The sequence below is a fragment of the Paenibacillus sp. 7541 genome, from assembly GCF_002276395.1.
Lineage (GTDB): Bacteria > Bacillota > Bacilli > Paenibacillales > Paenibacillaceae > Paenibacillus_AQ > Paenibacillus_AQ campinasensis.
Window position 1 is genome coordinate 262,936 of record NZ_NQLZ01000015.1, and the last position, 21,612, is coordinate 284,547.

Sequence of the window (21,612 nt, forward strand, 5' to 3'; positions counted from 1 at the left end):
AGAATTAACGATTATTTAATCATGAACCGACGATAAGTTCCCCAATTTGCCGGGATGGGGAGGTAAAGGCGAATATACGGCGATTTATTCTCTTTGCCGAGGGGTGAGGTCGGTGATAAACTTCATTAATGCTACATAACCGAACGAAAATCCAAAGGAGGAAAAACATGAATGTTCTCAGGCAACTGCAGGGCTTCTTTTGGGAGAAACGAAGTTACCTCTTTCTTTCCATCCTGTGTCTGGCCATTGCAACCGGATTAGGGCTTGTCTACCCTTATCTGCTGCAAGTGCTGATTGATGATGCCATCAAGCAACAGAACTTTGGGATTGTGCCGCAGCTGGCCCTTACCGTGCTTGGCGTTGTCATTCTGAAAGCCTCAATGCAGTTTCTGCATGGCTTTTTTGGTGGCCGACTGGGAAACTTTCTCGCTTACAAGCTGAGAAATGCCTGCTATGAAAAGCTGCAATTTTTATCATTCCGTTATTATGACACGGCTCGAACGGGCGATCTGATGTCCCGTCTGACGGGCGACCTGGAAGCGATCCGGATGTTTATCGGCTTCGGCTTCGCTCAGCTTCTCAACATGCTGCTGATGGTGACCTTCGGCGCCATCATGATGTTGACCATCAGCTGGCAGCTGACGCTGGTCACACTGGTGGCAATGCCGTTTCTCGTCGTGGCAGCGCTTAAATTCGAGTCCAAAATCCATCCGGCTTTCCAGGAGATGCGCCTGGCGCTCAGCTCGCTGACAACCGCGGTCCAGGAGAACATCACCGGGGTTCGTACCGTTAAATCCTTCGCCCGCGAGCCGCATGAGGTGGAGAAGTTTTCCGGTCGGAACGAACGCTACAAATCGAACCAAATTTTTGCTTCCGGCATCTGGGCGCGTTATTTTCCGCTTATGGAGCTCTTTGCCAACATCAGCGTGGTCATTCTGCTCGTGGTCGGCGGCACGATGGTTATTAACGAGTCGATTACGCTCGGCCAGCTGGTTGCCTTTTTCAGCTTGATTTGGTACATCATCGGACCGCTGTGGGGCATTGGCTTCCATATCAACAACTACACGCAGTCCAAAGCGTCCGGTGAACGGGTGCTGGAGCTGCTGAATCAGCCGATTGACGTCAAGGACAGGGAGAATGCTGTAGATCTGGTGCCTAGCGAGGTCAAAGGTCATGTCGTATTCGATGGCGTCACTTTTGCCTACGGCAACAAAATGGCGGCAGTCAAGGATATCAATATCGATGCCCCTCCGGGAACGGTCATTGGTCTGCTTGGGGGCACCGGCTCCGGGAAGTCCACCATTATTCAGCTGTTGATGCATGCCTATAACGTGAATCAGGGCACGATCAAGCTGGATGGCGTGAACATCAATGATATTAAGGTGAGAAGCCTTCGCAGTCAGATTGCCACCGTGTTTCAAGAGACATTCTTGTTCTCCTCCAGCATTAAGAACAACATTGCTTACGGGATGAAGGATGTATCGATGGATGAAATTATCCGCGTTGCCAAGCTGGCCAAAGCGCATGATTTCATTATGGAAATGAAAGACGGCTACGACACCATCGTCGGCGAACGGGGAATGGGCCTCTCCGGCGGCCAGAAGCAGCGGATCGCGATTGCGCGCGCTTTGCTGAAGGATCCGAAAATCCTCATTCTGGACGATGCGACGAGCGCCGTCGATATGGAAACCGAGCATGAAATCCAGGCCGGGTTCCAGGAAGTGATGCGCGGCAGAACCACCTTTATTATTGCGCATCGAATTTCTTCATTAAGACATGCTGACGAGATCCTTGTGCTGGATGAAGGGAAAATTGTGCAGCGAGGCAAGCATAATGACCTGATTGCGGTTCCTGGTCCTTATCAGGATGTATACAAAATACAATATGCGGATCTTATTGCCAGACAATCGCAAGAGGGTCTTGGCAAGGCGCAAGGGCAGGTGCAAGTATGAGCACAAATGTAAATACAGAGCCCCGGCACAGGCGCACGTCCTCCGGGGACAACAAGCCGGAAGGACAGATGAACGAGCGTTTTGTGTACAAGGATGATGATGCGATTGAAAAGCCGTTTAACTGGAAGCAGTTAACCCGGCTCATCTCGTATATGAGGCCTTATGCAAAACAGATTTTACCGCTGATCGCCCTGATGATGATCATCGGTACAGCGACCAAGCTGGCTGTTCCGTTTCTGACAAGTATGGCGATTGACAAGGCGATTGATCCTGATCCGAGCGTTGGCACTCCAAGCTTGACGATGCTGTATCAGATTACGATCATCGTGCTCGTCCTGTACATCATTCAGTGGATTACCGGCATTTTCCGGATCAAGTATACGAACATTATTGGACAGCGGGTCATTTACGATCTTCGGGCCGATCTATTCCGCCACATTCAGCGGCTGTCATTCAACTTTTTTGACAAGCGCCCAGCAGGCTCCGTACTTGTCCGGGTTACGAACGATGTCAACTCGCTTCAGGATCTGTTCACAAACGGGGTCGTCAACCTGATCATTGACTGCGTCCAGTTGTTCGGGATCGTCATTATCCTCCTTCTGATTAACTGGAAGCTGGGGCTGGCGGTCATCGTGACCGTGCCAATCATGTTCTTCATCTCGACCAAGCTTCGCATTCGGATTCGCAGAGCCTGGCAGGAAGTGCGGACGAAGAACTCGCGGATCAACTCTCACTTGAACGAGTCGATTCAAGGAATTCGGGTGACGCAAGCCTACACGCAAGAAGAGGAGAACATGAAGTTCTTCGACCATATGAACAAGGACAGCAAAAAGTCCTGGGATAAAGCATCTGCGATGAACCAAGGGTTCGGCCCGCTGATTGAGATTACCGGCGGCTTCGGATCGCTGATTCTGTTCTGGCTGGGGGCCACCCTCATCCAGCAAGGACAGCTGACGATCGGCCTTCTGGTCGCGTTCGCCCAGTATGTCGGCAACTTCTGGGAGCCGATTAACCGCCTGGGTCAAATGTACAACCAGCTTCTCGTGGCGATGGCGTCCTCTGAACGGATTTTCGAATTCATCGACGAGGATCCGAACATCAAGAGCAAGCCGAACGCAACCAAGCTCCCGCAGATTAAAGGTGACATCAAGCTGGAGAACGTTGTGTTTGAATACGAGAAAGGACGTCAGGCGCTGAAGGGGATCAATCTGGATGTCAAGGCCGGGCAATCCATTGCACTTGTAGGGCACACCGGTTCCGGTAAAAGTACAATCATCAATCTGCTCAGCCGATTCTATGATATTTCAGATGGCAAGCTGACGATTGACGGTTACGACATCCGGGATGTCGAGGTGGAGAGCCTTCGCCATCAGATTGGCATCGTGCTCCAGGATACGTTTATTTTCTCGGGGACCATTCGCGACAACATTCGCTTCGGACGTCTCGATGCGACCAACGAGGAGATTGAAGAGGTTGCCAAGGCTGTCGGCGCGCACGAGTTCATCGTTCAAATGCCGAATGGTTATGACACCGAGGTAGAGGAACGCGGCAACATGCTGTCCATGGGGCAGCGTCAGCTGCTGTCGTTTGCCAGAGCCTTGCTTGCTGACCCGCGCATTCTCATTCTTGACGAGGCAACGGCCAGCATCGATACCGAAACCGAGTTGAAAATTCAAGAAGCGCTCAAACTGCTGCTTAAAGGCCGCACCTCCTTTATCGTTGCCCACCGATTGTCCACGATTCGGCATGCAGATCATATCGTTGTTCTCGATCATGGCCGGATCATTGAAGAAGGAAATCATCAGGCATTGATGAAGGAAAAAGGCACCTATTACGGATTGATTGAGGCACAATACCGTTTTTTGTAAAATTGGATTAACAAAGGTTTAACAAATCCGACACAAATGTAAAAAAAATGTCGTATCGCTCTTGCAATCTTCTTCATAAACTAACAAAATAGAGATAGTAGTTTTACAATTTCATAGAAGAAGGGAAGCATGAGGTTATAATGAGCATCGAAAGCGTTGTGTCTGCGCCTGCACTGCTGATTCGAAACTTTGAGCAGAAAGATTTGGAAGCTGTCACCTCCCTAATGCGAGAATTGAATTATCCGACCACGCTGAATGTGATGCGTGAACGGATGGAGGCAATGTCTGCCGATCCGCTGCACTGCAATATGGTTGCAGAACTGGATGGCAAGGTTGTAGGAATGATCATGCTTCGACAAGTCAAATCCTTCGTTAAGACCGAGCAGGTCACTCAAATTACTTCGGTAATTGTAACCTCAAACTGCCGCGGCCAAGGAATCGGCAAACGATTAATCCGGGCAGCAGAAGCATGGGGTAAGCAGCAGGGTAGCAACCTCTTGTTTCTCGTGAGCGGCAACCGGGAAGAACTTGCCCCGGAACATGCGTTTTATGAACATATCGGATTTGAGAAGAACTGTTATCAGTTTAGCAAGAAGCTGTAGTCTTCTTGCTTTCATGAACCCATCACGGATGTGATGGGTATTTTTCTTTTGATTTGAACCGTCCCGGTATGCCGGGGCGGTTTTGTTGTTCAGGCCGGATCAGCCTGCCATTTTTTGTGGGCTTGTTGTGAATTTTAGATATGTTACAATGTGGTCGTAAGTTAATTACAAAAATGTAACCATTGTCTGATCGCAGCAATACTTAAGTAACAACACCCAGACTGAACATCTATGCGATCAGGCGCCGGAATCATTCCATTGGTTAATAAGGAGATGACTTATTCATGAGCAAACATAATTTCAAGAAAATCGCCGGCACGACCGGTATCGCAGCGGTCCTTGCTGTAGGCATGCTGCTTCCGCAAACCGCATCGGCCGCACCGGCCAAGAGCGAGCCGATTCAGAACTATCAGCAAGCGGTTCAGAAATTGCTTGAAGGCCAGTGGTGGGGCAAGTGGCTGATCCAGTATCAAGTGGAGCTTCCGTCCGTACCGGGCAAGGGTCAAGCGGTGGACAAGCCATCGGCTGAGGAGCCTGCTGAAGACAAGCCAGCACCAAGCAAGCCGTCGGCCGAGAAGCCGGCACCAAGCAAGCCATCGACAGATCAACCTTCGACAAGCCAGCCGGATAAGCCAAAGGCGCCGGTTGCAGAGAAGCCGTCAGCAAGTCAGCCCGAGAGCAGCCAACCGGGATCCGGAAATAACGCAGCGCCGAGCAGACCGTCTGCTCCAGCACAGCCTGCAGGCACAACGGATCAATCCAGCTTTGCTGCCCAAGTTGTGAAACTGGTGAATGATGAGCGTGCGAAGGCAGGTCTGAGCCCGCTCACGGTTCATGACAGACTGACGACCATGGCGGTAGATAAAGCGAAGGATATGAGCGACAACAATTACTTCAGCCACACCTCGCCTACCCATGGCTCCCCATTTGATATGATGAAGGCATACGGCATTTCGTACCGCTATGCTGGTGAGAACATCGCGATGGGTCAGCGTTCTGCAGAGGAAGTGATGAACGCATGGATGAACAGCCAAGGTCACCGCGAGAACATCCTGTCTCCGAACTTTACAATGATTGGTGTCGGATATTATAACGGATACTGGGTGCAAGAATTTATTAGCCAATAATCGGATGATGTCCACGATATCCCCAGGAGCTTCGATAGCCGTTTCATTCTTTTTACGGAATGAAACGGCTTTTTATTGCGCCGCTGGCGGGCGACGTCCGAAGGTTTATTTTGCGGCAACAAACGCCGATATGATATCTTTAGGCATAGTGACAATATGTTTAAAGGGGAGAACGAGGCGGATGACAGTGAACAAGACACTGATTGAAGCATTCATCGGGGCTGCTTATCCGGTGACGGGTCATGGCAAACGCAATGTGCAAATGCTTAAAGATGCGCTTGACGCTGCGGATGGCACGATGCAGGGCGACCACTACGGCGGCGGGAAAATCATCGAGGATTTTCAAAACCGGATGGCCGACTATTTGGGAAAGGAAGCAGCTGTCTTTTTCCCGAGCGGAACGATGGCGCAGCAGATCGCACTGCGCATTTGGTGTGACCGGCAGCAGCTGAAGAGGGTGGCTTATCATCCGCTATGCCATCTGGAGATTCACGAAGAGGATGGCTTGAAGGAGCTTCATCATATCGAAACGGTGCTTATTGCAGACAACAATCGAGTCATCCGGCTGGAGGATGTGCGGCAGATTGAAGGCGAGATTGCGTGCCTGCTATTAGAGCTGCCGCAGCGGGAGATCGGGGGCCAGCTGCCTGAATACGAGGAGCTGGAGGCGATCTCGGCCTACTGCCGTAAACGCGGCATCAAGCTGCATATGGATGGGGCGCGCTTGTTAGAAATAACGCCGTATTATGAACGGTCCGCGGCTGAAATCAGCAGCCTGTTTGACAGTGTGTTCATCTCGTTATATAAAGGCATCGGCGGGATCGCCGGCGCGGTGCTGGCCGGGGATGCCGATTTCATTCAAACATCCAAAGTGTGGAAAAGGCGGCACGGCGGCGATCTGATCAGCCTGTATCCCTATATTCTAAGTGCCGATTATTATTTTGATCAGCGTGAGTCCCGCATGGCGCAATATTACGAGGGGGCCAAGGAACTGGCGAGCTTCTATCATGCTTGTTACGGAGTTACAATTCTTCCGAACGTGCCGGTATCGAACATGTTTCATGTGCTTGTGCCTCTGCCGAAGGACCAGCTGGAGGCTGTTATGATTGACATCTGTGAAACAACAGGGGTCGGCCTGACCAGTTATTTGAGCAGCGATGATGGCGTTTCGTGCCGTTATGAAGTAACGATCGGTGATCGTTACGCAGACGTGCCGAAACTTAAGCTGCAAGAAGCGTTTCGTCTGCTGGATGAGCAGCTTCGTCAACGATTATGACGGAAGCTTGAAACGCCATGTCATATTGCAAATGAATCCCGGAAGTTTTAAGGTAATGTACATAATGGTTGCCGGACGAACGATTCATGCAGTGGACGAGCCTGGTGCTTTCAGAATCAATGATGACGAATCAGATGATTTCAGGATCGATCATGACTAACCGGTGTGCCAACTTCACAGGAGGGAGAGGAGCTTATGAAATCAACTGCCTGGATATGGCGAATCGCCGCTACAGCCTCGATTGTAGCTACGGTTCTGCTCATTGCCGGCTTTGTATATGCGTTTCGGGATATTAACTATCCCCAGGGACAGGTAATCACTGAGCAACCAGGCGAAACCGAGATCGAATCCGTGCCGCCAGCGACCGCGGAGCCACAGGGGCTGCCTGCGCTTCCGGAGACCATTAAAGTGGCGGCCATCGGCGACTCGCTGACAAGGGGAACCGGAGATGCCGGAGGCGGGTATGTGCGGCGCACGATCGATTTGCTGAATGCGGAGGGCCGGGAAACGGAGCTGCTGAATAACCTGGCCGTCAACGGGCAAACCACTGAGCAGCTGCTGCCGAAGCTTGGTGAACGAGGGGTCCGATATTCACTGGAGCAGGCTGATTTGATCTTGCTGACCATCGGCGGCAATGACTTGTTTCAAGGCAGCGGCCTGTTATCTTCTGTAAACTCGGGCGCTGCCGAGCTGGAGCTGGATCCGGAACTGCTGATGGAGGCGCTCCCGCAGGCAACCGAGCGATTGCAGCGCATCCTGGGAACCTTGCGGGAGATTAATCCTCATGCCCGCATTGTCTACGTAGGGCTGTATCATCCGTTTGCGGATTTGCCGGAGCTGCTCATCCCCGGAAATATCGTGGTATCCGCCTGGAATCAGGCCGCGATGGAAATGATCAGCCGGGATGCCAATATGACGCTAGTTCCAACGTTTGACCTGTTCCAGCACAAGCTGGATGTGTATTTATCCTCGGATCATTTCCATCCGAACGGCGAGGGATATCAGGCGATAGCGGAACGAATCGTGAAAGGCTTGTTGTGACAGGCGGGACGCCCGCCTGGCGTATAGCCGCGAGCATGAAGATAGCGGAGGAGGCTTAAGCGTTGAACGGAAAATCTTCGGAAGTTGTATTGTCAGTCGAGCATGTTAAGAAAAAGATTGGTCGAAAATGGATTATACACGACGTGACCTTTGATGTGAGAGCGGGCGAAATCTTCGGCTTTCTCGGCCCGAACGGAGCCGGCAAAACGACGACGATCCGGATGCTGGTCGATTTGATCAAGCCGACCTCCGGTGTGATCAAGGTCAGCGGTTATGATGTCAATCGTCAGCAGGAGCAGGCGCTTCGTTATGTCGGCTCGATCGTGGAAAATCCCGAGATGTATTCGTTTCTGACCGGCTGGGAAAATCTCGAACATTTTGCGCGGATGCAAAAGGGAGTCGATCAGGCCAGAATCACCGAGGTGGTTGATCTGGTCGGGATGAATCGAAGAATTCACGACAAGGTCAGCACCTATTCCCTAGGCATGAGACAGCGGCTGGGCATCGCTCAGGCGCTGCTTGGCCGCCCAAAGCTGCTCATCCTCGATGAGCCGACTAACGGCCTGGATCCGAAGGGGATCAAGGAGATGAGGCAGTTCATTCAGCGCTTAGCGGACGAGGGGCTGGCGGTATTTGTATCCAGTCATCTGCTCAGTGAAATTCAGCTGCTGTGTGACCGGGTGGCCATTATTAGCAGCGGCCGGATTCTGGCTGTCGGCGAAGTGGAGGAATTGATATCCGGCAGCAGCGATCTGGTGATATGGGATCTTCAGCCGGCTGCGAAGGGCAAGCAGATATTGGAGCAGCTGGAGGCTTGCCAGGTAGTGGAGCATCCGGAAGAAGAGCTGGATGATGGAATATTAGCCGGGATGTCCCCGGATGCGATTGTGACGCGAATGCAAGAGTATGCCACCTCCCGGACGGTCGAGCGGCTCGTTCGCGAAGGTATTGAAGTTCGGGCGGTTCACCGGATCAATCCTACACTGGAGCAGCTGTTCCTCCAGATGACGGAGGGTGAGAATATTGAGTAGCTTGTGGCCTTTGATCCAGAATGAAACGATAAAAATTGTCAAACGCAAGCGATTTTATGTCATATTGCTTGTGCTGCTCGTTCTGGTGCCGATGTTTACATATGCACAGATGAAATCGGCAGAGAGAAGCCGCGACAAGTTTAACAGCGACTGGCGGCTGGAGCTGCAGCAGCGGATCACGGACAACGAGTCTTCGCTCAGCAGCGACCGGATTCCGGATGAATGGAAGCGATACCGGATGATTTTTATTCAGCAAATGCGGTATTATTTGGAGCATGATGTAAATCCTAATGAACCGAATGGCGTCACATTTACCCGTGAGTTCATGAATAATTCCATCTCCTTGTTCATCCCGCTCATGATTATGGCGATCGCCTCCGATATTGTGTCCGGGGAGCGGACGACGGGGACGATCAAGATGCTGCTTACGCGCCCGGTCAAGCGATGGAAAGTGCTGCTCAGCAAGCTGGTCGCACTGTTGATGTTTATCTCGCTCATCGTGGTGTCGGCATATATTATCGCTTATCTTGTGTCCGGATTGGCCTTCGGCTACGCCGGGTTTAATCTGCCGATATTCACGGGCTTTACGATCGTAGGCTCGGAGGTTGACATGTCCACGGTTCAAGCGGTGCCGCAGTGGAAGTATTTGCTGATGCAAGGCGGTCTCGTCTGGTATGTCGGTGTCTGTGTCGGCATGCTGGCCTTTATGGTGTCCGTGCTTGTACGAAGCACGGCGGCCAGCATCGTCATTATGATGGCGGCTCTCATTGCAGGCAATATTTTGACGAACATGGCCTCCGCTTGGAACAGTGCCAAATATCTGTTCATGGTGAATTTGAACCTGACCGACTATTTGGCCGGCAATCTGCCTCCAATTGAAGGCATGACACTCAATTTTTCCCTGATTGTACTGGCGGTTTGGGCGGCTTTGGCCATCCTAGTTTCATTCAGCGTCTTTACGAGAAGGGATATATTGAATTAAAATGGACAAAGCATGAAACATCTGTTTGCATTTTTTCTAGGGTATGATTCCCAAAGTATCGTTAATGAATGTTTTGATATGAGAATTGAAGGAGGAGCATGAATGGTCGAACAGATCGATTTGTTTGCAGAGTCATCACAGAATGGCGGTAACAGCCGTTCAGGATACGATGCTGACGACATTCAAGTGCTCGAAGGCTTGGTTGCGGTACGCAAACGGCCAGGCATGTACATAGGCAGCACCAGCACGTCCGGCTTGCATCATCTGGTGTGGGAGATCGTGGATAATGCCGTTGACGAGCATTTGGCCAAGTACTGCACGAGAATTGAAATTACATTGCATCAAGACGGTTCGGTGACCGTCTATGATAACGGGCGCGGAATTCCGACCGGCATGCACAAGACAGGCATCCCTACTCCACAGGTGGTCTTTACGATTCTGCATGCTGGCGGTAAATTCGGCGGGTCGGGATATAAGAAATCGGGCGGATTGCACGGGGTTGGTGCATCGGTGACTAACGCGCTGTCCGAATGGCTCGTAGTGGAGATCTATCGCGATGGCAAAATTCATCGTCAGCGCTTCGAGTACTGGAAGGACAAGAACGGCAAGGAGCATGTAGGTGAGCCGGTGACCGGGCTTGAGGTGCTTGGCAATACGAACAAGACCGGGACCAAGATTACGTTTAAGCCAGATGCACGCGTCTTCACGGCCAGCACCAATCTCAACTACGACACGTTGGCCGAGCGGCTTCAGGAGATCGCGTTTCTTAACTCGGGCTTGCGCATCGTGCTCAAGGATGAGCGAAGCGGCAATGGCGAAGAGTTCTTCTACGAAGGCGGAGCGAGCCAGTTCGTTCAGTTTCTGAATGAAGGCAAGGATGTGCTTCACGATGTCATCCATTTCTATGCCGAGAAGGATGATATCGAAGTGGAGATCGCGCTGCAATACAATGCCGGTTATACGGAGACGCTGGCATCCTTCGTCAACTCCATCCCGACCCGGGGCGGAGGAACGCATGAGACCGGCTTTAAGACGGCATACACGCGTGTGATGAACGATTATGCCCGGAAGAACAGCCTTCTGAAGGAGAAGGACAAGAACCTGGAGGGCAACGATCTGCGGGAAGGGATGATGGCGGTCATCAGCGTCAAAATGTCGGAGGTGGAATTCGTCGGCCAGACGAAGGATCAGCTTGGCAGCGCCTCCGCCCGCAGTGCGGTTGATAGTATCGTAACCGAGAAGATGCAGATTTTCCTGGAGGAGAATCCGCAAGTTGCACAAACGCTGCTGAAGAAAGCGATCCAGGCTTCCAAAGCCCGCGAAGCGGCCCGCAAAGCCAGAGACGAGATGCGCAGCGGCAAGAAGCGCAGCGAGAGCTCCAATCTGGGCGGCAAGCTGACGCCGGCTCAATCGAAGGATTTCACGAGGACGGAGCTGTTTATCGTGGAAGGCGATTCCGCTGGCGGCTCGGCGAAGCAGGGCCGGGATTCGAAAATCCAGGCGATTCTACCGCTGAAGGGCAAGCCGATGAACCCGGAGAAGTCGAAGCTGGCTGATATTTTGAAAAACGAGGAGTACCGGGCGATTGTATCGGCGATTGGAGCTGGAATCGGCACCGAATTTTCCTCGTCGGACAGCAATTATTCCAAGATCATTATCATGACCGATGCGGACACCGACGGCGCACATATTCAGGTGCTGCTGCTCACGTTCTTCTATCGGTACATGAAGCCCCTCATTGATGAGGGCAGGGTCTATATAGCCCAGCCGCCGCTCTACAAAATCGCCAGCCGTTCAGGCAAGCTGGAAACGGTGCGATATGCGTGGACGGAGGAGCAGCTGGCTAACTATCTGAAGGAATTCAAAAATTATGAGCTGCAGCGCTATAAGGGGCTCGGCGAGATGAACCCGGATCAGCTGTGGGAAACGACCATGAATCCGGAGACACGGACGCTGCTGCAGGTCCAGATTGAAGATGCGGCCAAAGCGGAACGGCGCGTATCGACGCTAATGGGAGACAAGGTCGATCCGCGCAAGCGCTGGATCGTGGAGAACGTCGATTTTGCCGAGTCTGAGGAATAGAAGGTGAATGAATGAGTTTATCCGAGCAGTTTTTACCCGCGTATTTGGAAGAGGTTGTCGGTGACCGTTTTGGACGGTACTCGAAATATATTATTCAGGACCGGGCGATTCCCGATGTTCGCGATGGCCTGAAGCCGGTTCAGCGCCGCATTCTGTATGCGATGTATGATTCCGGGAATACCCCGGACAAGCCATATCGCAAATCGGCCAAGACGGTCGGAGACGTGATGGGGAACTATCATCCGCACGGCGACAGCGCGATCTATGAAGGCATGGTGCGGATGGCCCAGCCGTGGAAGATGGGGCATGTGCTTGTGCAGGGTCACGGGAACTGGGGCTCTGTGGATGATGACCCGGCGGCGGCTATGCGTTACACGGAAGCGCGCCTGTCTCCGATTGCGATGGAGCTGCTGCGCGACATTGAGAAGCGCACCGTATTGTTCAAGGATAATTTTGATAACACGGCGAAGGAGCCGGTCGTGCTTCCTTCGCGTTATCCGAACTTGCTGGTGAACGGAGCGAGCGGCATTTCCGCCGGATTCGCCACGGAAATTCCGCCGCATAATTTGCGTGAGGTGATCGATGCGTGTATCGCGGTCATGCAGAAGCCAGATATTGAGCTGGCTGACATTATGACCTTTATCAAAGGGCCGGATTTTCCAACCGGCGGCATCATCATGGGGCGGGAAGGCATCCTCGATGCCTATCGCACCGGCAAGGGACGCATATACATCCGGGCGAAGACCGAGATTGAATCGCTTCGCGGCGGCAAGCAGCAAATCGTCATTACCGAGATTCCGTATCAGGTGGTCAAGTCGAGACTGGTGACTGCGATGGAGAACATCCGTCTGGAGAAGAAGGTTGAAGGCATCGCTGAAGTTCGGGATGAGAGCGGCCGCGACGGCCAGCGGATCGTCGTTGAGCTGAAGAAGGATGCGGATGCGAACGGGATTCTCGCGTACCTGCTCAAGAAGACGGATCTTCAGGTCAACTATAACTTCAACATGGTGGCGATTGTGAACAAAACGCCGCAGCAGCTCGGATTGAAGGCGATGCTGGAAGCCTACATCGCCCATCAGCGCGAAGTGGTGACCCATCGTACCCAGTATGAGCTGGAGCGTGCAGAAGACCGTGCGCATGTGCTTGAAGGGCTTGTGAAGGCCTTGAACATTTTGGATGAGGTCATCAATGCGATTAAAGCCTCCAAGAACCGCCAGGACGCGCAGAAGAACCTGGAATGGATGTTTGGTTTTACGGAGCGGCAGGCAGATTCGATTCTGACATTGCAGCTGTACCGCCTGACCAATCTTGAAATTCATCAGCTTCAGAAGGAACTGGATGAGCTGATGAAGAAGATCGACAATTTACGCTCCATTCTGGACAATGACAAGAAGCTGATCGGCGTGATTCGCAAGGAGCTGCTTGAAATCCGGGAGAAGTACGGCGTCGACCGCCGTTCCGACATTCAGGATGAAGTGGAAGAGATCAAGGTGAATCTTGAAGTGCTCGTTAACGCGGAGGATGTGCTTGTGACACTGTCCAAGGATGGTTACATCAAGCGGACCAGCATGCTGTCCTTCACCCGCTCCGGCGGTGAGCTTGAGAGCTCGGGCGTGAAGGAAGGCGATTATATTACACGCCTGTTCGAAGTGAACACGCTGGATAGCTTGCTGATCTTCACCGATCGCGGACAGTATTTCCTGCTGCCTGTTCACCAAGTTCCGGAGTACAAATGGAAGGATGCGGGAACGGCGATCGTGAATGTGATTCAGCTGCCGAAGGAAGATTCCATCGTCTCTGTGATTCCGGTGTCCAATCTTGATGAGGCTGGCAAAACCCTGGTGTTTGTTACCCGCAAGGGACAGGTCAAGCGGACAGAGCTGAAGGATTATGCCACGAAGCGGACCGGCGCGGTAGCGGCGGTGAAGCTGGCTGCAGATGATCGGGTCTTGAGCGTAACGATGAGTGATGGCACCAAGGAAATGATGCTGGTAACGAAGGGTGGCATGAGCATTCGCTTCCGTGAGTCGGAGGTGAACAGCATGGGACGCGTGTCCGGCGGGGTACGCGGCATTCAGCTTCGGGATGACGATGAAGTCGTGGCTTCGCTTTGGGTTGAAGAAGATGAAGGCGAAGTGCTCACGATAACGGATCTCGGCTACGGCAAGCGCAGTCTGCTCATCGATTATGCGGCGCAAAGCCGGGGAGGAAAAGGCATCGTCACCTTCGAATTCAAGGAAGGCAAGCGCGTCAAACCGAACGGAAATGTTATTGTCGGTGCGTTCTACTGCCGTGAACCGATGGATATTACGGCGTATGATCAGCATGGGCAGCCTTATCTGATTCATTCGGAGAAAGTTCCGATTGCCGAACGCAAATCTGTCGGCAAGCTGCTGGTGGATGTTGGCAAGAACGGTATTGTGCAGGATCTGGTCGTGCATCCGAAGCCGGAGCAGAACAAGGAAGGCTGATTGCGGGGACGATTGTCGCAATTTTGTAAGCCTGATCGGTTGTTAAGAACCATCCCCTGGAAATTCATTGGTGAATCCAATGGCATTTTCAGGGGATTTTTGTGTGTGCGAGTGCAGATTCATCGCAGGTTACCTCCGCGAATTTAGTTTGCACTATACTACATAAGTAACTATGTGTCGAATTAAACGGAAACATGAGATGCCTTGAATGACAAGGGATATCAGGAAATGTCGTATTGTTGGAAATTATATTTTTTTACGAAAAAAGCAGGAATATGGAAGAGCAAGCGCGAAAGTTAATCCTATAAATAAACAGGAACTATGTATGCCATTACATCAATAGGAAGACGGGGTGTATCCCAAGCGGGTGCGCAACCGGAAAGGACGGGATAACGATGTATACAGCCGAGTTTGCCAAGGTATGGTCCAAGCTGGCCAAGGATTACAAGCTGCATATGGAGGGGGGGCTCGCGCCCTCGTTAACGGAAGCGCAGTTAACCGTACTTGAGGTGCTGGAGGAGCAGCAGCGCATGAAGCCCTCGGATTTTATTCCTTATCTGGCCACCAGCCCTGCGGCAGTCACGATGCTCCTGGACCGGATGGAGAAGAACGGCCTTATTTTGCGAGAACGGGATGAAGAGGATCGACGCATTGTATGGGTCACGATCTCATATAAAGGAAAGGAAGAGTACAAGCGGGGCCTGAAAGTCCGCGACGAGTATTTGTCACAGGTGTTAAGCCGGATATCGTCGCATAATCAGCAGCTGCTTATCTATTTGCTCGGCAAGATCAGCACAGCGCCCCAGGAAGCGCTGGTGGAGGCTTAACAGACATAGAGCCCCTGATGCAGGAAGGGAATAGGATGCTATTCCATCTTCAAGCACCAGGGGCTCTATTAATTGAATGGGTCAGTCTCGCAGCTGCAGTGCACGCTGGATCAGCTCCGGCTGGAACAGGCTCCATGGATGCGCCGCAGGCGGCATGGCCTGGATCACAATCTCTTCCTTGCTGGTCGGATGAGGGAACCCGAGCTGCACGGACCATAAGGCAATCTGCTGGCCCGCCTTGTTCAAGCGGCTGCCGTATTTCTGGTCCCCGTACAGCGGGTGACCCAGTTGGCTTAACTGAACGCGAATCTGGTGAGGCCTTCCGGTATGAAGCTCGATAAGCACCAAAGACAGTTTGTCATTTGTGGCCAGTACGGTGTAATCCAGCACCGCTTCCTTGGCTCCCTCGGTTCCTTTCGGGACGACGGACACCGTATTGGTTCTGGAATCCTTGTACAGCATATCCACCAGACGACCGTTCGCTTTGGACGGAGTGCCGTGAACGACGGCAACGTAACGTTTGCGAAGGCTGCGGCTGCGGACGGCTTCCGACAGGCGTGAGGCTGCCTTGGACGTTTTGGCGAATACCATAGCCCCGCCGACTGGCCGGTCAAGGCGATGGACAAGTCCGAGGTATACATTGCCCGGCTTGTTATAGCGTTCCTTGAGATCCTGTTTCAGAATCGTCAGCATATCCGGGTCGCCGGTCGCATCTTCCTGGGAAGGAATGTTTACCGGCTTGCTTACGGCAAGCACATGATTATCCTCGAACAGTACGTCGATGTGCGGATAGACTGTGCGGTGTTCACCGCTCATCGCTTACGACTCCCAGCGACCGAGAATGCCGCATGGAAGGTTTAACCCTGAACGGGTAATCGGCAGCCCGATTTCACCCGCGGTAATCGTCCCTCCGAATTTCGGCTTCATGGTCATGGTCAGCATATTGTTCAGCACGGACGGGGAAATTCCTGTTGTGTAGGAATTGATAAGCATGAACAGCGGCTGATCGGAAATGATCTCAAGACAGCTCTCCAGGAACGGGTAGAGACTGTGCTCCAGCTTCCACGTCTCGCCTCCGGGACCGCGCCCGTAAGATGGGGGATCCATAATGATGGCGTCATAACGATTGCCGCGGCGCTGCTCGCGCTGTACGAACTTGAACACATCATCCGTAATATAGCGGATCGGGTGATCCGCCAGCCCGGACAATGCGGCATTCTCCTTCGCCCATTGCACCATGCCTTTCGCGGCATCGACATGAACGACCTGCGCACCCGCCGATGCGGCGGCTACCGTTGCCCCGCCCGTATATGCAAACAGGTTGAGCACCCGGATCGGCCGTCCAGCGGCTGCAATCTTGTCCATCATCCAGCGCCAGTTGGCTGCCTGTTCAGGGAACAGCCCGGTATGCTTGAAGCTGGTCGGACGAATATAAAATTTGAGCCGGTCATAGGAAATCGTCCACCGTTCGGGAATCTGCTTCTTCATCTCCCACTGTCCGCCTCCGGACGAACTGCGATGATAATGCCCGTGCACATTTCGCCATAATCCGTCCTCTTGCTTGATCGGCCATATAATTTGCGGATCGGGCCGGCGAAGAATGACATCGCCCCAGCGCTCCAGCTTCTCGCCGCCTCCGGTATCAATGACCTCGTAATCTTGCCAATCTTGAGCTACATACATGTTGATAACCATCCTCTAAACGTCATTTGGATTTTATTGTACACCAAATGGCACGCGAAATGCTACCAAGCAGGGAGGAGCTGAGCGTTCGTTTCAGCCGGATGGAAAGGAGGCGGCTAAAGAGCTGCCCGCCTAGATCCTTAAGTTCGAACATAAGCAGATACGGAAACCTCTGCTTTGCATCATGGGGATTCCGGCTTCGTTTCAATCGTCAGCCCTTCGACATGCTTGCGTTTCATCAAATTTCGCTTTTTGCGGTTTTCCTTACTCTCAAATACGATGTCCAGATCGTATTCCTCCGGATATAGCTCCTCCGCACCGATAAAGGGCTTCAGCCGCTTGTGATTGATCCGTACCTTATCGTTCTGGATCATGACGCCGACATTCCCTCTTCCGTCGGGCAGATCATACACCGTGCCGCTGCGTTTCAAATAGGGGATATATACCCTGTCGCCCAAGCGAAATTTCGGCCGGGTTGCTGCTTCATTGGCGGCATGTTCTGCTTCCGTAACCGCTGGCTCTTGCCGGAAGTAGGGAGGAGCAGTCTCCTCGCTATCTGGCACCGCCGGTTGGCTGCTTATGACCGTCTCGCCCAGGGATGCGTCCTGTGCGTCCTGGTCCGATCCGCGTTCGCTGATGCGATCAGGCTCATGGTCCAGAGACAGATCGACGCTGCGGCCGAGCTGTGAAATTTCCCGGGATCTGGCGATGATCGCTTCCGGGATGCCCAGCCTGGCTGCGATGACAAAGGCGTAGCTGTGTCCGGCTTCGCCGATACGCAGACGGTATAGCGGCTCCAGCGTTTCGGTATCAAATTCCATGCGGGCATTTTCGAACCCCGGGGAACGGGTGGCAAAATTTTTGATCTCGGTAAAATGGGTCGTGACCACGACGGTTGCCTGACGCCGGTGGAGCTCCTCAAGTATGGCGATGGACAATCCAACGCCCTCCCCCGGATCGGTACCGGAGGCCATTTCATCGAGCAGGACAAGCGTGGATGTGCCGGCCGTTAACAATATATCTTTGATATTCCGGATATGGGCCGAGAAGGTGCTGAGCGCATGCTCCAGGCTCTGACCGTCTCCGATGTCGACAGCCACTTCCTCGAAGATGGCGCATTCGCTTCCCTCCTGAACCGGCACCAGCAGCCCGGACTGCACCATCAATGTGATCAGCCCGATCGTCTTGAGCGCCGATGTTTTGCCGCCGGTATTCGGACCGGTAATGATGAGAGTTCTGTAGCCCCGGCCAATCCGAAAATCTAGCGGAATCATGGCCGCGCCAAGCAGCGGATGGACCGCTCCTATCAGATGGATGTATCCCTCCTGATTGAGGCTTACATTGCGCCCGCCGATGGCCAGTGCATACTTGCCCCTTGCGAGTATAAAATCATACATGCCAACTGTATCGACATTGATTCTCAGCTCCTGTTCATATCGCTCCGTCAGACCTGTCAGTTCGCTTAATATTTTTGTTTCCTCCTTGGCTTCCTCGCTTTGCAGCAGGCTCAGTTCCATCTGGAGTGAAAGCAACTCTTGAGGCTCGATAAATACCGTCTGGCCGCTGGCCGATTCGTCAAGAAGGGTCCCTTTGATCTGCTTGCGATACTCTTTCTTGACAGGGAGCACGTAGTGCCCGGCACGTTTGCTGATGACATGCTCCATCAAGATGCTTTGATGACGGTTAAGCAGCTGGTCCAGCTTTCGTTTGATCCGCTCCCCGGTCACCTGGATTTTTTTGCGGATCTTGGCGAGCTCCTTGCTGGCATGATCGACGATGCGGCCGCCGTGAATGCTGGTTTCAATTTCATTCAGCAGCTGGTCCAGCTCTTGCATGGAGGCTGCATAGCTTGAAATAGTGGGGGCGAGCTCGCCTTTGGCGGCCATATACTTGATCAGCTGGCGGCAGCTCCGCAAAAACTGGGCAATATGCCCTAAATCGCGCTCGGTCAGCACATACCCGGTACCGAGCAAATCCAGCACGAGCTCAATGCCCTCGAGTGAAGGTAGGGGGACGCTGGCCCTTGCTTCAAGCAGCCTCCGTGCTTCCTCGGTTTCCCACAGCCGGTGTCTGATCGCTTTCGGCTGCGTTAACGGGGCGAGCTGCTGGATATGTCGCTGGCCGAGGTAAGTGACCGCATAGTGCTCCAGCTCCGCCCGAATTTTGGAAAACTCCAGTTTGCTCATCGCTTCATTCATTATTTGGTTATTCATCGCTTCTCGCTCCTTTGATAGGTAAGTTCCCTTGCATACAATATCGAGCCCATACAAAAAAGCGGCAAGTGAACAGGGTTCACTTGCCGCCGGAAGAAGGGTACACGCTCACAAGATACTTGAAACAAGCCTTGCCTTCGGTCAGGGGTGGACACCGGGGCGGTGCTGACCGGGGAAAGCAAAAGGCAAAAAAACCGTGCTGAACTACAGCACGGCTCGAATGTATCTTATCAGAGTGAACCCGAAAAGGGCTTCAATTGATATCCGTAGTTCTTAACTAATTCAACGGACAGAATCGGCACAGCAAAATAAACATGCCCGAAATCCGGGACACGCACATAAAAACTGGCAAGCTCCATCCATATGAAATTTGGTTAGTTAAGAACATTCACCGACATCAAAATCTCTCCTTATATGAAAGGGTATGGCCTAACTATAAAACTGCGGGGATGCGGAAGTCAATAGGCAGACTCATAAAATGTTTCATTTGCTTCCAAACTTGTTTTGTCGTTCAGATTGCGTTACGCTGGAATTAGTAACATTAGGGATTTTTTAACGAGGAGAGACAGGAGGAACTGTATTTATGGGGAAAATGCTGACACGCGCAGAGGTTCCTGTCCATGAGACGTGGGACCTGACCGACTTATTTCCGTCACAAGAGGCATTTGAGAAAGGCTTGGAAGCTGTTCTGAAGCAGGCAGAATCACTTACCCGATTCAAAGGGCGCCTTGGCGAAGGAGCCTCCGTGCTGCTGGAATGCTTGAACGAACAGGAGGCGCTATTGGAGGAAGCGGGGAAAGCGGCTGCCTATGCCCGGCTTCGGCAATCCGAGGACGGCACCAATCCGCTGAATCTGTCCAATTCGGCGAAGTCCGGCGATGTGATGTCTAGAATTATGTCATCGCTGACCTTTGTTGAATCCGAACTGCTGGAGCTTGAAGACGGCTGGCTTGACAGGTATCTACAAGAAGAGAAGGGGCTGGCCTCGTACGAACGCAGCCTTAAGCTGCTGCTTGACACGAAGCCGCATCGTCTGACCTCTGAAACGGAGCAGGTGCTGGCCTCACTGGGCGAAGTGCTTGGCGCACCTTACCGGATCTATTTACGCGGCAAGCTGTCGGATATGACCTTTGAGGATATCGGCGAAGGCGAGGAGAAGCAGCCCGTATCGTTCCGCCTCTATGAGAATACATATGAGATGAGCGAGGATACCGAGCTGCGCCGTGCGGCTTATGCTTCCTTCAGCAAGTCGCTGCAAGGGTCGCGCCACACGTTTGCCGAAGCCTATGCAACCGAAGTGAAGAAGCAGGTCATCCTGTCCCGCCTGCGGGGATACTCCTCCGTAACGGAGATGCTGCTGAAGCCGCAGCAGGTTACGACCGAGATGTACGATCTCATTCATGATACGATCCTGACAGAATTGGCTCCACATATGCGTCGGCTGATGAAATTGAAAAAGCGGGTGCTCGGCCTGGACAAAATGCTGTTCTGTGATCTGAAAGCACCGCTGGATCCGGACTTCAATCCAAGCATTTCCTATGAGGAAGCATGTTCGACCATCCGCAGTGCGCTTGCGGTGCTCGGACCGGAATACGGGGAGATCGTGGATTCCACCTTTACGAAGCGCTGGGTTGACTATGCCGACAATATCGGAAAATCCACAGGAGCCTTCTGCTCTTCAACGTATGGTGTGCACTCCTACATTCTTGTGACGTGGGCGAACAACATGCGCAGCGCCTTCACGCTGGCGCATGAAGTCGGGCATGCCGGACATCTGATGCTGGCAGGGCGCAATCAGCGCATCACCAATGCCCGTCCATCGATGTACTTCATTGAAGCTCCGTCGACGATGAATGAGCTGTTGCTGGCTGATCATCTGATGAAGAACGCGGAAGACAAACGGATGCGCCGCTTCATTATTCAGCAGCTTCTCAGCACCTACTATCACAACTATGTGACCCATCTGCTGGAAGCAGAACTGCAAAGAAGAGTGTACCGCTGGGCAAGTGAGGATCATGCGATTACAGCCGATAAGCTGTCCGAGCTGAAGGGACAGGTGCTCTCTGATTTCTGGGGCGACGCACTTGAACTGGATGAAGGGGCGAAGCTGACCTGGATGAGACAGCCGCATTATTATATGGGATTGTACCCGTATACGTATGCTGCGGGCTTGACCGCTTCGACGGCGGCGGCCCAAGTGATCCGCGAGGAAGGCCAGCCTGCGGTGGACCGCTGGCTTGAGGTGCTGAAAGCAGGAGGCAGCCTGGAGCCGCTGAAGCTGATGGCGCTGGCTGGAGTGGATATGTCCACATCCGAGCCGATCTCCCGCGCCGTTGCGTATGTCGGTTCCCTGATCGATGAGCTAGAAGCGTTGTACGAGTAAGTCATATCCGGAATTCATGACATTAAGCGAACAACATATATAGGAGAACAACCCCAAGGGTCCCGTTATGAAGG

At 52.7% G+C, this 21,612-nt stretch carries 16 protein-coding genes; 12 read left to right on the forward strand and 4 right to left on the reverse strand.

What is annotated here, in order from left to right:
• The first annotated feature begins 167 nt into the window (after positions 1-167).
• The 11 genes from CHH75_RS10445 (at position 168) to CHH75_RS10500 (ending at position 15,259) form a co-directional block, all read left to right on the forward strand.
• Positions 168-1,952 (forward strand): ABC transporter ATP-binding protein, encoded by a 1,785-nt coding sequence (locus tag CHH75_RS10445; RefSeq protein ID WP_095263583.1) that lies wholly within the window; start codon positions 168-170, stop codon positions 1,950-1,952.
• A gap of 68 nt (positions 1,953-2,020) precedes the next feature.
• On the forward strand, positions 2,021-3,820 hold the full coding sequence (locus tag CHH75_RS10450) for an ABC transporter ATP-binding protein (RefSeq protein WP_413773600.1): 1,800 nt from the start codon (positions 2,021-2,023) through the stop codon (positions 3,818-3,820).
• 140 nt (positions 3,821-3,960) lie between these two features.
• The gene (locus CHH75_RS10455) at positions 3,961-4,422 is read left to right on the forward strand and encodes a GNAT family N-acetyltransferase (protein WP_095263585.1); all 462 of its coding nucleotides are present in this window, start codon (positions 3,961-3,963) and stop codon (positions 4,420-4,422) included.
• A gap of 284 nt (positions 4,423-4,706) precedes the next feature.
• Positions 4,707-5,549 carry a CAP domain-containing protein gene (locus CHH75_RS10460; RefSeq protein ID WP_095398091.1) on the forward strand — a complete coding sequence of 281 codons (843 nt, stop codon included), beginning with the start codon at positions 4,707-4,709 and terminating at the stop codon, positions 5,547-5,549.
• 181 nt (positions 5,550-5,730) lie between these two features.
• The gene (locus CHH75_RS10465; RefSeq protein ID WP_095398092.1) at positions 5,731-6,825 is read left to right on the forward strand and encodes a threonine aldolase family protein; all 1,095 of its coding nucleotides are present in this window, start codon (positions 5,731-5,733) and stop codon (positions 6,823-6,825) included.
• A gap of 195 nt (positions 6,826-7,020) precedes the next feature.
• Positions 7,021-7,866, forward strand: coding sequence for a GDSL-type esterase/lipase family protein (locus CHH75_RS10475; protein ID WP_095398094.1), 846 nt, complete (start codon positions 7,021-7,023; stop codon positions 7,864-7,866).
• Positions 7,867-7,928: 62 nt separating this feature from the next.
• A complete protein-coding gene (locus tag CHH75_RS10480; RefSeq protein ID WP_095398095.1) occupies positions 7,929-8,897 on the forward strand; it encodes an ABC transporter ATP-binding protein in 969 nt (322 codons plus the stop codon).
• Entirely contained in the window at positions 8,890-9,879 is a 990-nt protein-coding gene (locus CHH75_RS10485; RefSeq protein WP_095263591.1) for an ABC transporter permease, read from the forward strand. Before CHH75_RS10480 ends, CHH75_RS10485 begins: the two co-directional genes overlap by 8 nt.
• Before the next feature lie 102 nt (positions 9,880-9,981).
• On the forward strand, positions 9,982-11,961 hold the full coding sequence (gene parE / locus CHH75_RS10490) for a DNA topoisomerase IV subunit B (protein ID WP_095398096.1): 1,980 nt from the start codon (positions 9,982-9,984) through the stop codon (positions 11,959-11,961).
• Positions 11,962-11,972: 11 nt separating this feature from the next.
• Positions 11,973-14,432, forward strand: a complete 2,460-nt coding sequence (gene gyrA / locus CHH75_RS10495) for a DNA gyrase subunit A (protein WP_095398097.1) — start codon at positions 11,973-11,975, stop codon at positions 14,430-14,432.
• A 395-nt stretch (positions 14,433-14,827) separates the two neighbouring features.
• Entirely contained in the window at positions 14,828-15,259 is a 432-nt protein-coding gene (locus CHH75_RS10500; RefSeq protein ID WP_095398098.1) for a MarR family transcriptional regulator, read from the forward strand.
• An 81-nt stretch (positions 15,260-15,340) separates the two neighbouring features.
• Here CHH75_RS10500 and CHH75_RS10505 read toward each other — a convergent pair whose 3' ends face one another.
• From CHH75_RS10505 to CHH75_RS25255, 4 genes are all read right to left on the reverse strand, one after another.
• Positions 15,341-16,075 carry an RluA family pseudouridine synthase gene (locus CHH75_RS10505; RefSeq protein ID WP_095398099.1) on the reverse strand — a complete coding sequence of 245 codons (735 nt, stop codon included), beginning with the start codon at positions 16,073-16,075 and terminating at the stop codon, positions 15,341-15,343.
• A 3-nt stretch (positions 16,076-16,078) separates the two neighbouring features.
• Positions 16,079-16,942 (reverse strand): class I SAM-dependent methyltransferase, encoded by an 864-nt coding sequence (locus CHH75_RS10510; RefSeq protein WP_095263608.1) that lies wholly within the window; start codon positions 16,940-16,942, stop codon positions 16,079-16,081.
• 182 nt (positions 16,943-17,124) lie between these two features.
• Positions 17,125-19,140, reverse strand: a complete 2,016-nt coding sequence (locus CHH75_RS10515) for an endonuclease MutS2 (RefSeq protein ID WP_095398109.1) — start codon at positions 19,138-19,140, stop codon at positions 17,125-17,127.
• Between the two features lie 245 nt (positions 19,141-19,385).
• A complete protein-coding gene (locus CHH75_RS25255) occupies positions 19,386-19,514 on the reverse strand; it encodes a hypothetical protein (protein WP_255223011.1) in 129 nt (42 codons plus the stop codon).
• Between the two features lie 224 nt (positions 19,515-19,738).
• Between CHH75_RS25255 and pepF the strand changes: the two genes are divergently transcribed.
• A complete protein-coding gene (gene pepF, locus CHH75_RS10520; RefSeq protein ID WP_095263609.1) occupies positions 19,739-21,538 on the forward strand; it encodes an oligoendopeptidase F in 1,800 nt (599 codons plus the stop codon).
• Positions 21,539-21,612 lie beyond the last annotated feature (74 nt).

Coding starts and splice junctions, on each gene's coding strand:
- pepF (WP_095263609.1), top strand. CDS start 19,739: ATGGGGAAAATGCTGACACGCGCAGAGGTTCCTGTCCATGAGACGTGG.
- CHH75_RS10450 (WP_413773600.1), top strand. CDS start 2,021: ATGAACGAGCGTTTTGTGTACAAGGATGATGATGCGATTGAAAAGCCG.
- gyrA (WP_095398097.1), top strand. CDS start 11,973: ATGAGTTTATCCGAGCAGTTTTTACCCGCGTATTTGGAAGAGGTTGTC.
- CHH75_RS10515 (WP_095398109.1), bottom strand. CDS start 19,140: ATGAATGAAGCGATGAGCAAACTGGAGTTTTCCAAAATTCGGGCGGAG.
- CHH75_RS10510 (WP_095263608.1), bottom strand. CDS start 16,942: ATGTATGTAGCTCAAGATTGGCAAGATTACGAGGTCATTGATACCGGA.
- CHH75_RS10465 (WP_095398092.1), top strand. CDS start 5,731: ATGACAGTGAACAAGACACTGATTGAAGCATTCATCGGGGCTGCTTAT.
- CHH75_RS10460 (WP_095398091.1), top strand. CDS start 4,707: ATGAGCAAACATAATTTCAAGAAAATCGCCGGCACGACCGGTATCGCA.
- CHH75_RS10500 (WP_095398098.1), top strand. CDS start 14,828: ATGTATACAGCCGAGTTTGCCAAGGTATGGTCCAAGCTGGCCAAGGAT.
- CHH75_RS10455 (WP_095263585.1), top strand. CDS start 3,961: ATGAGCATCGAAAGCGTTGTGTCTGCGCCTGCACTGCTGATTCGAAAC.
- CHH75_RS10475 (WP_095398094.1), top strand. CDS start 7,021: ATGAAATCAACTGCCTGGATATGGCGAATCGCCGCTACAGCCTCGATT.
- CHH75_RS10505 (WP_095398099.1), bottom strand. CDS start 16,075: ATGAGCGGTGAACACCGCACAGTCTATCCGCACATCGACGTACTGTTC.
- CHH75_RS25255 (WP_255223011.1), bottom strand. CDS start 19,514: ATGGAGCTTGCCAGTTTTTATGTGCGTGTCCCGGATTTCGGGCATGTT.
- parE (WP_095398096.1), top strand. CDS start 9,982: ATGGTCGAACAGATCGATTTGTTTGCAGAGTCATCACAGAATGGCGGT.
- CHH75_RS10445 (WP_095263583.1), top strand. CDS start 168: ATGAATGTTCTCAGGCAACTGCAGGGCTTCTTTTGGGAGAAACGAAGT.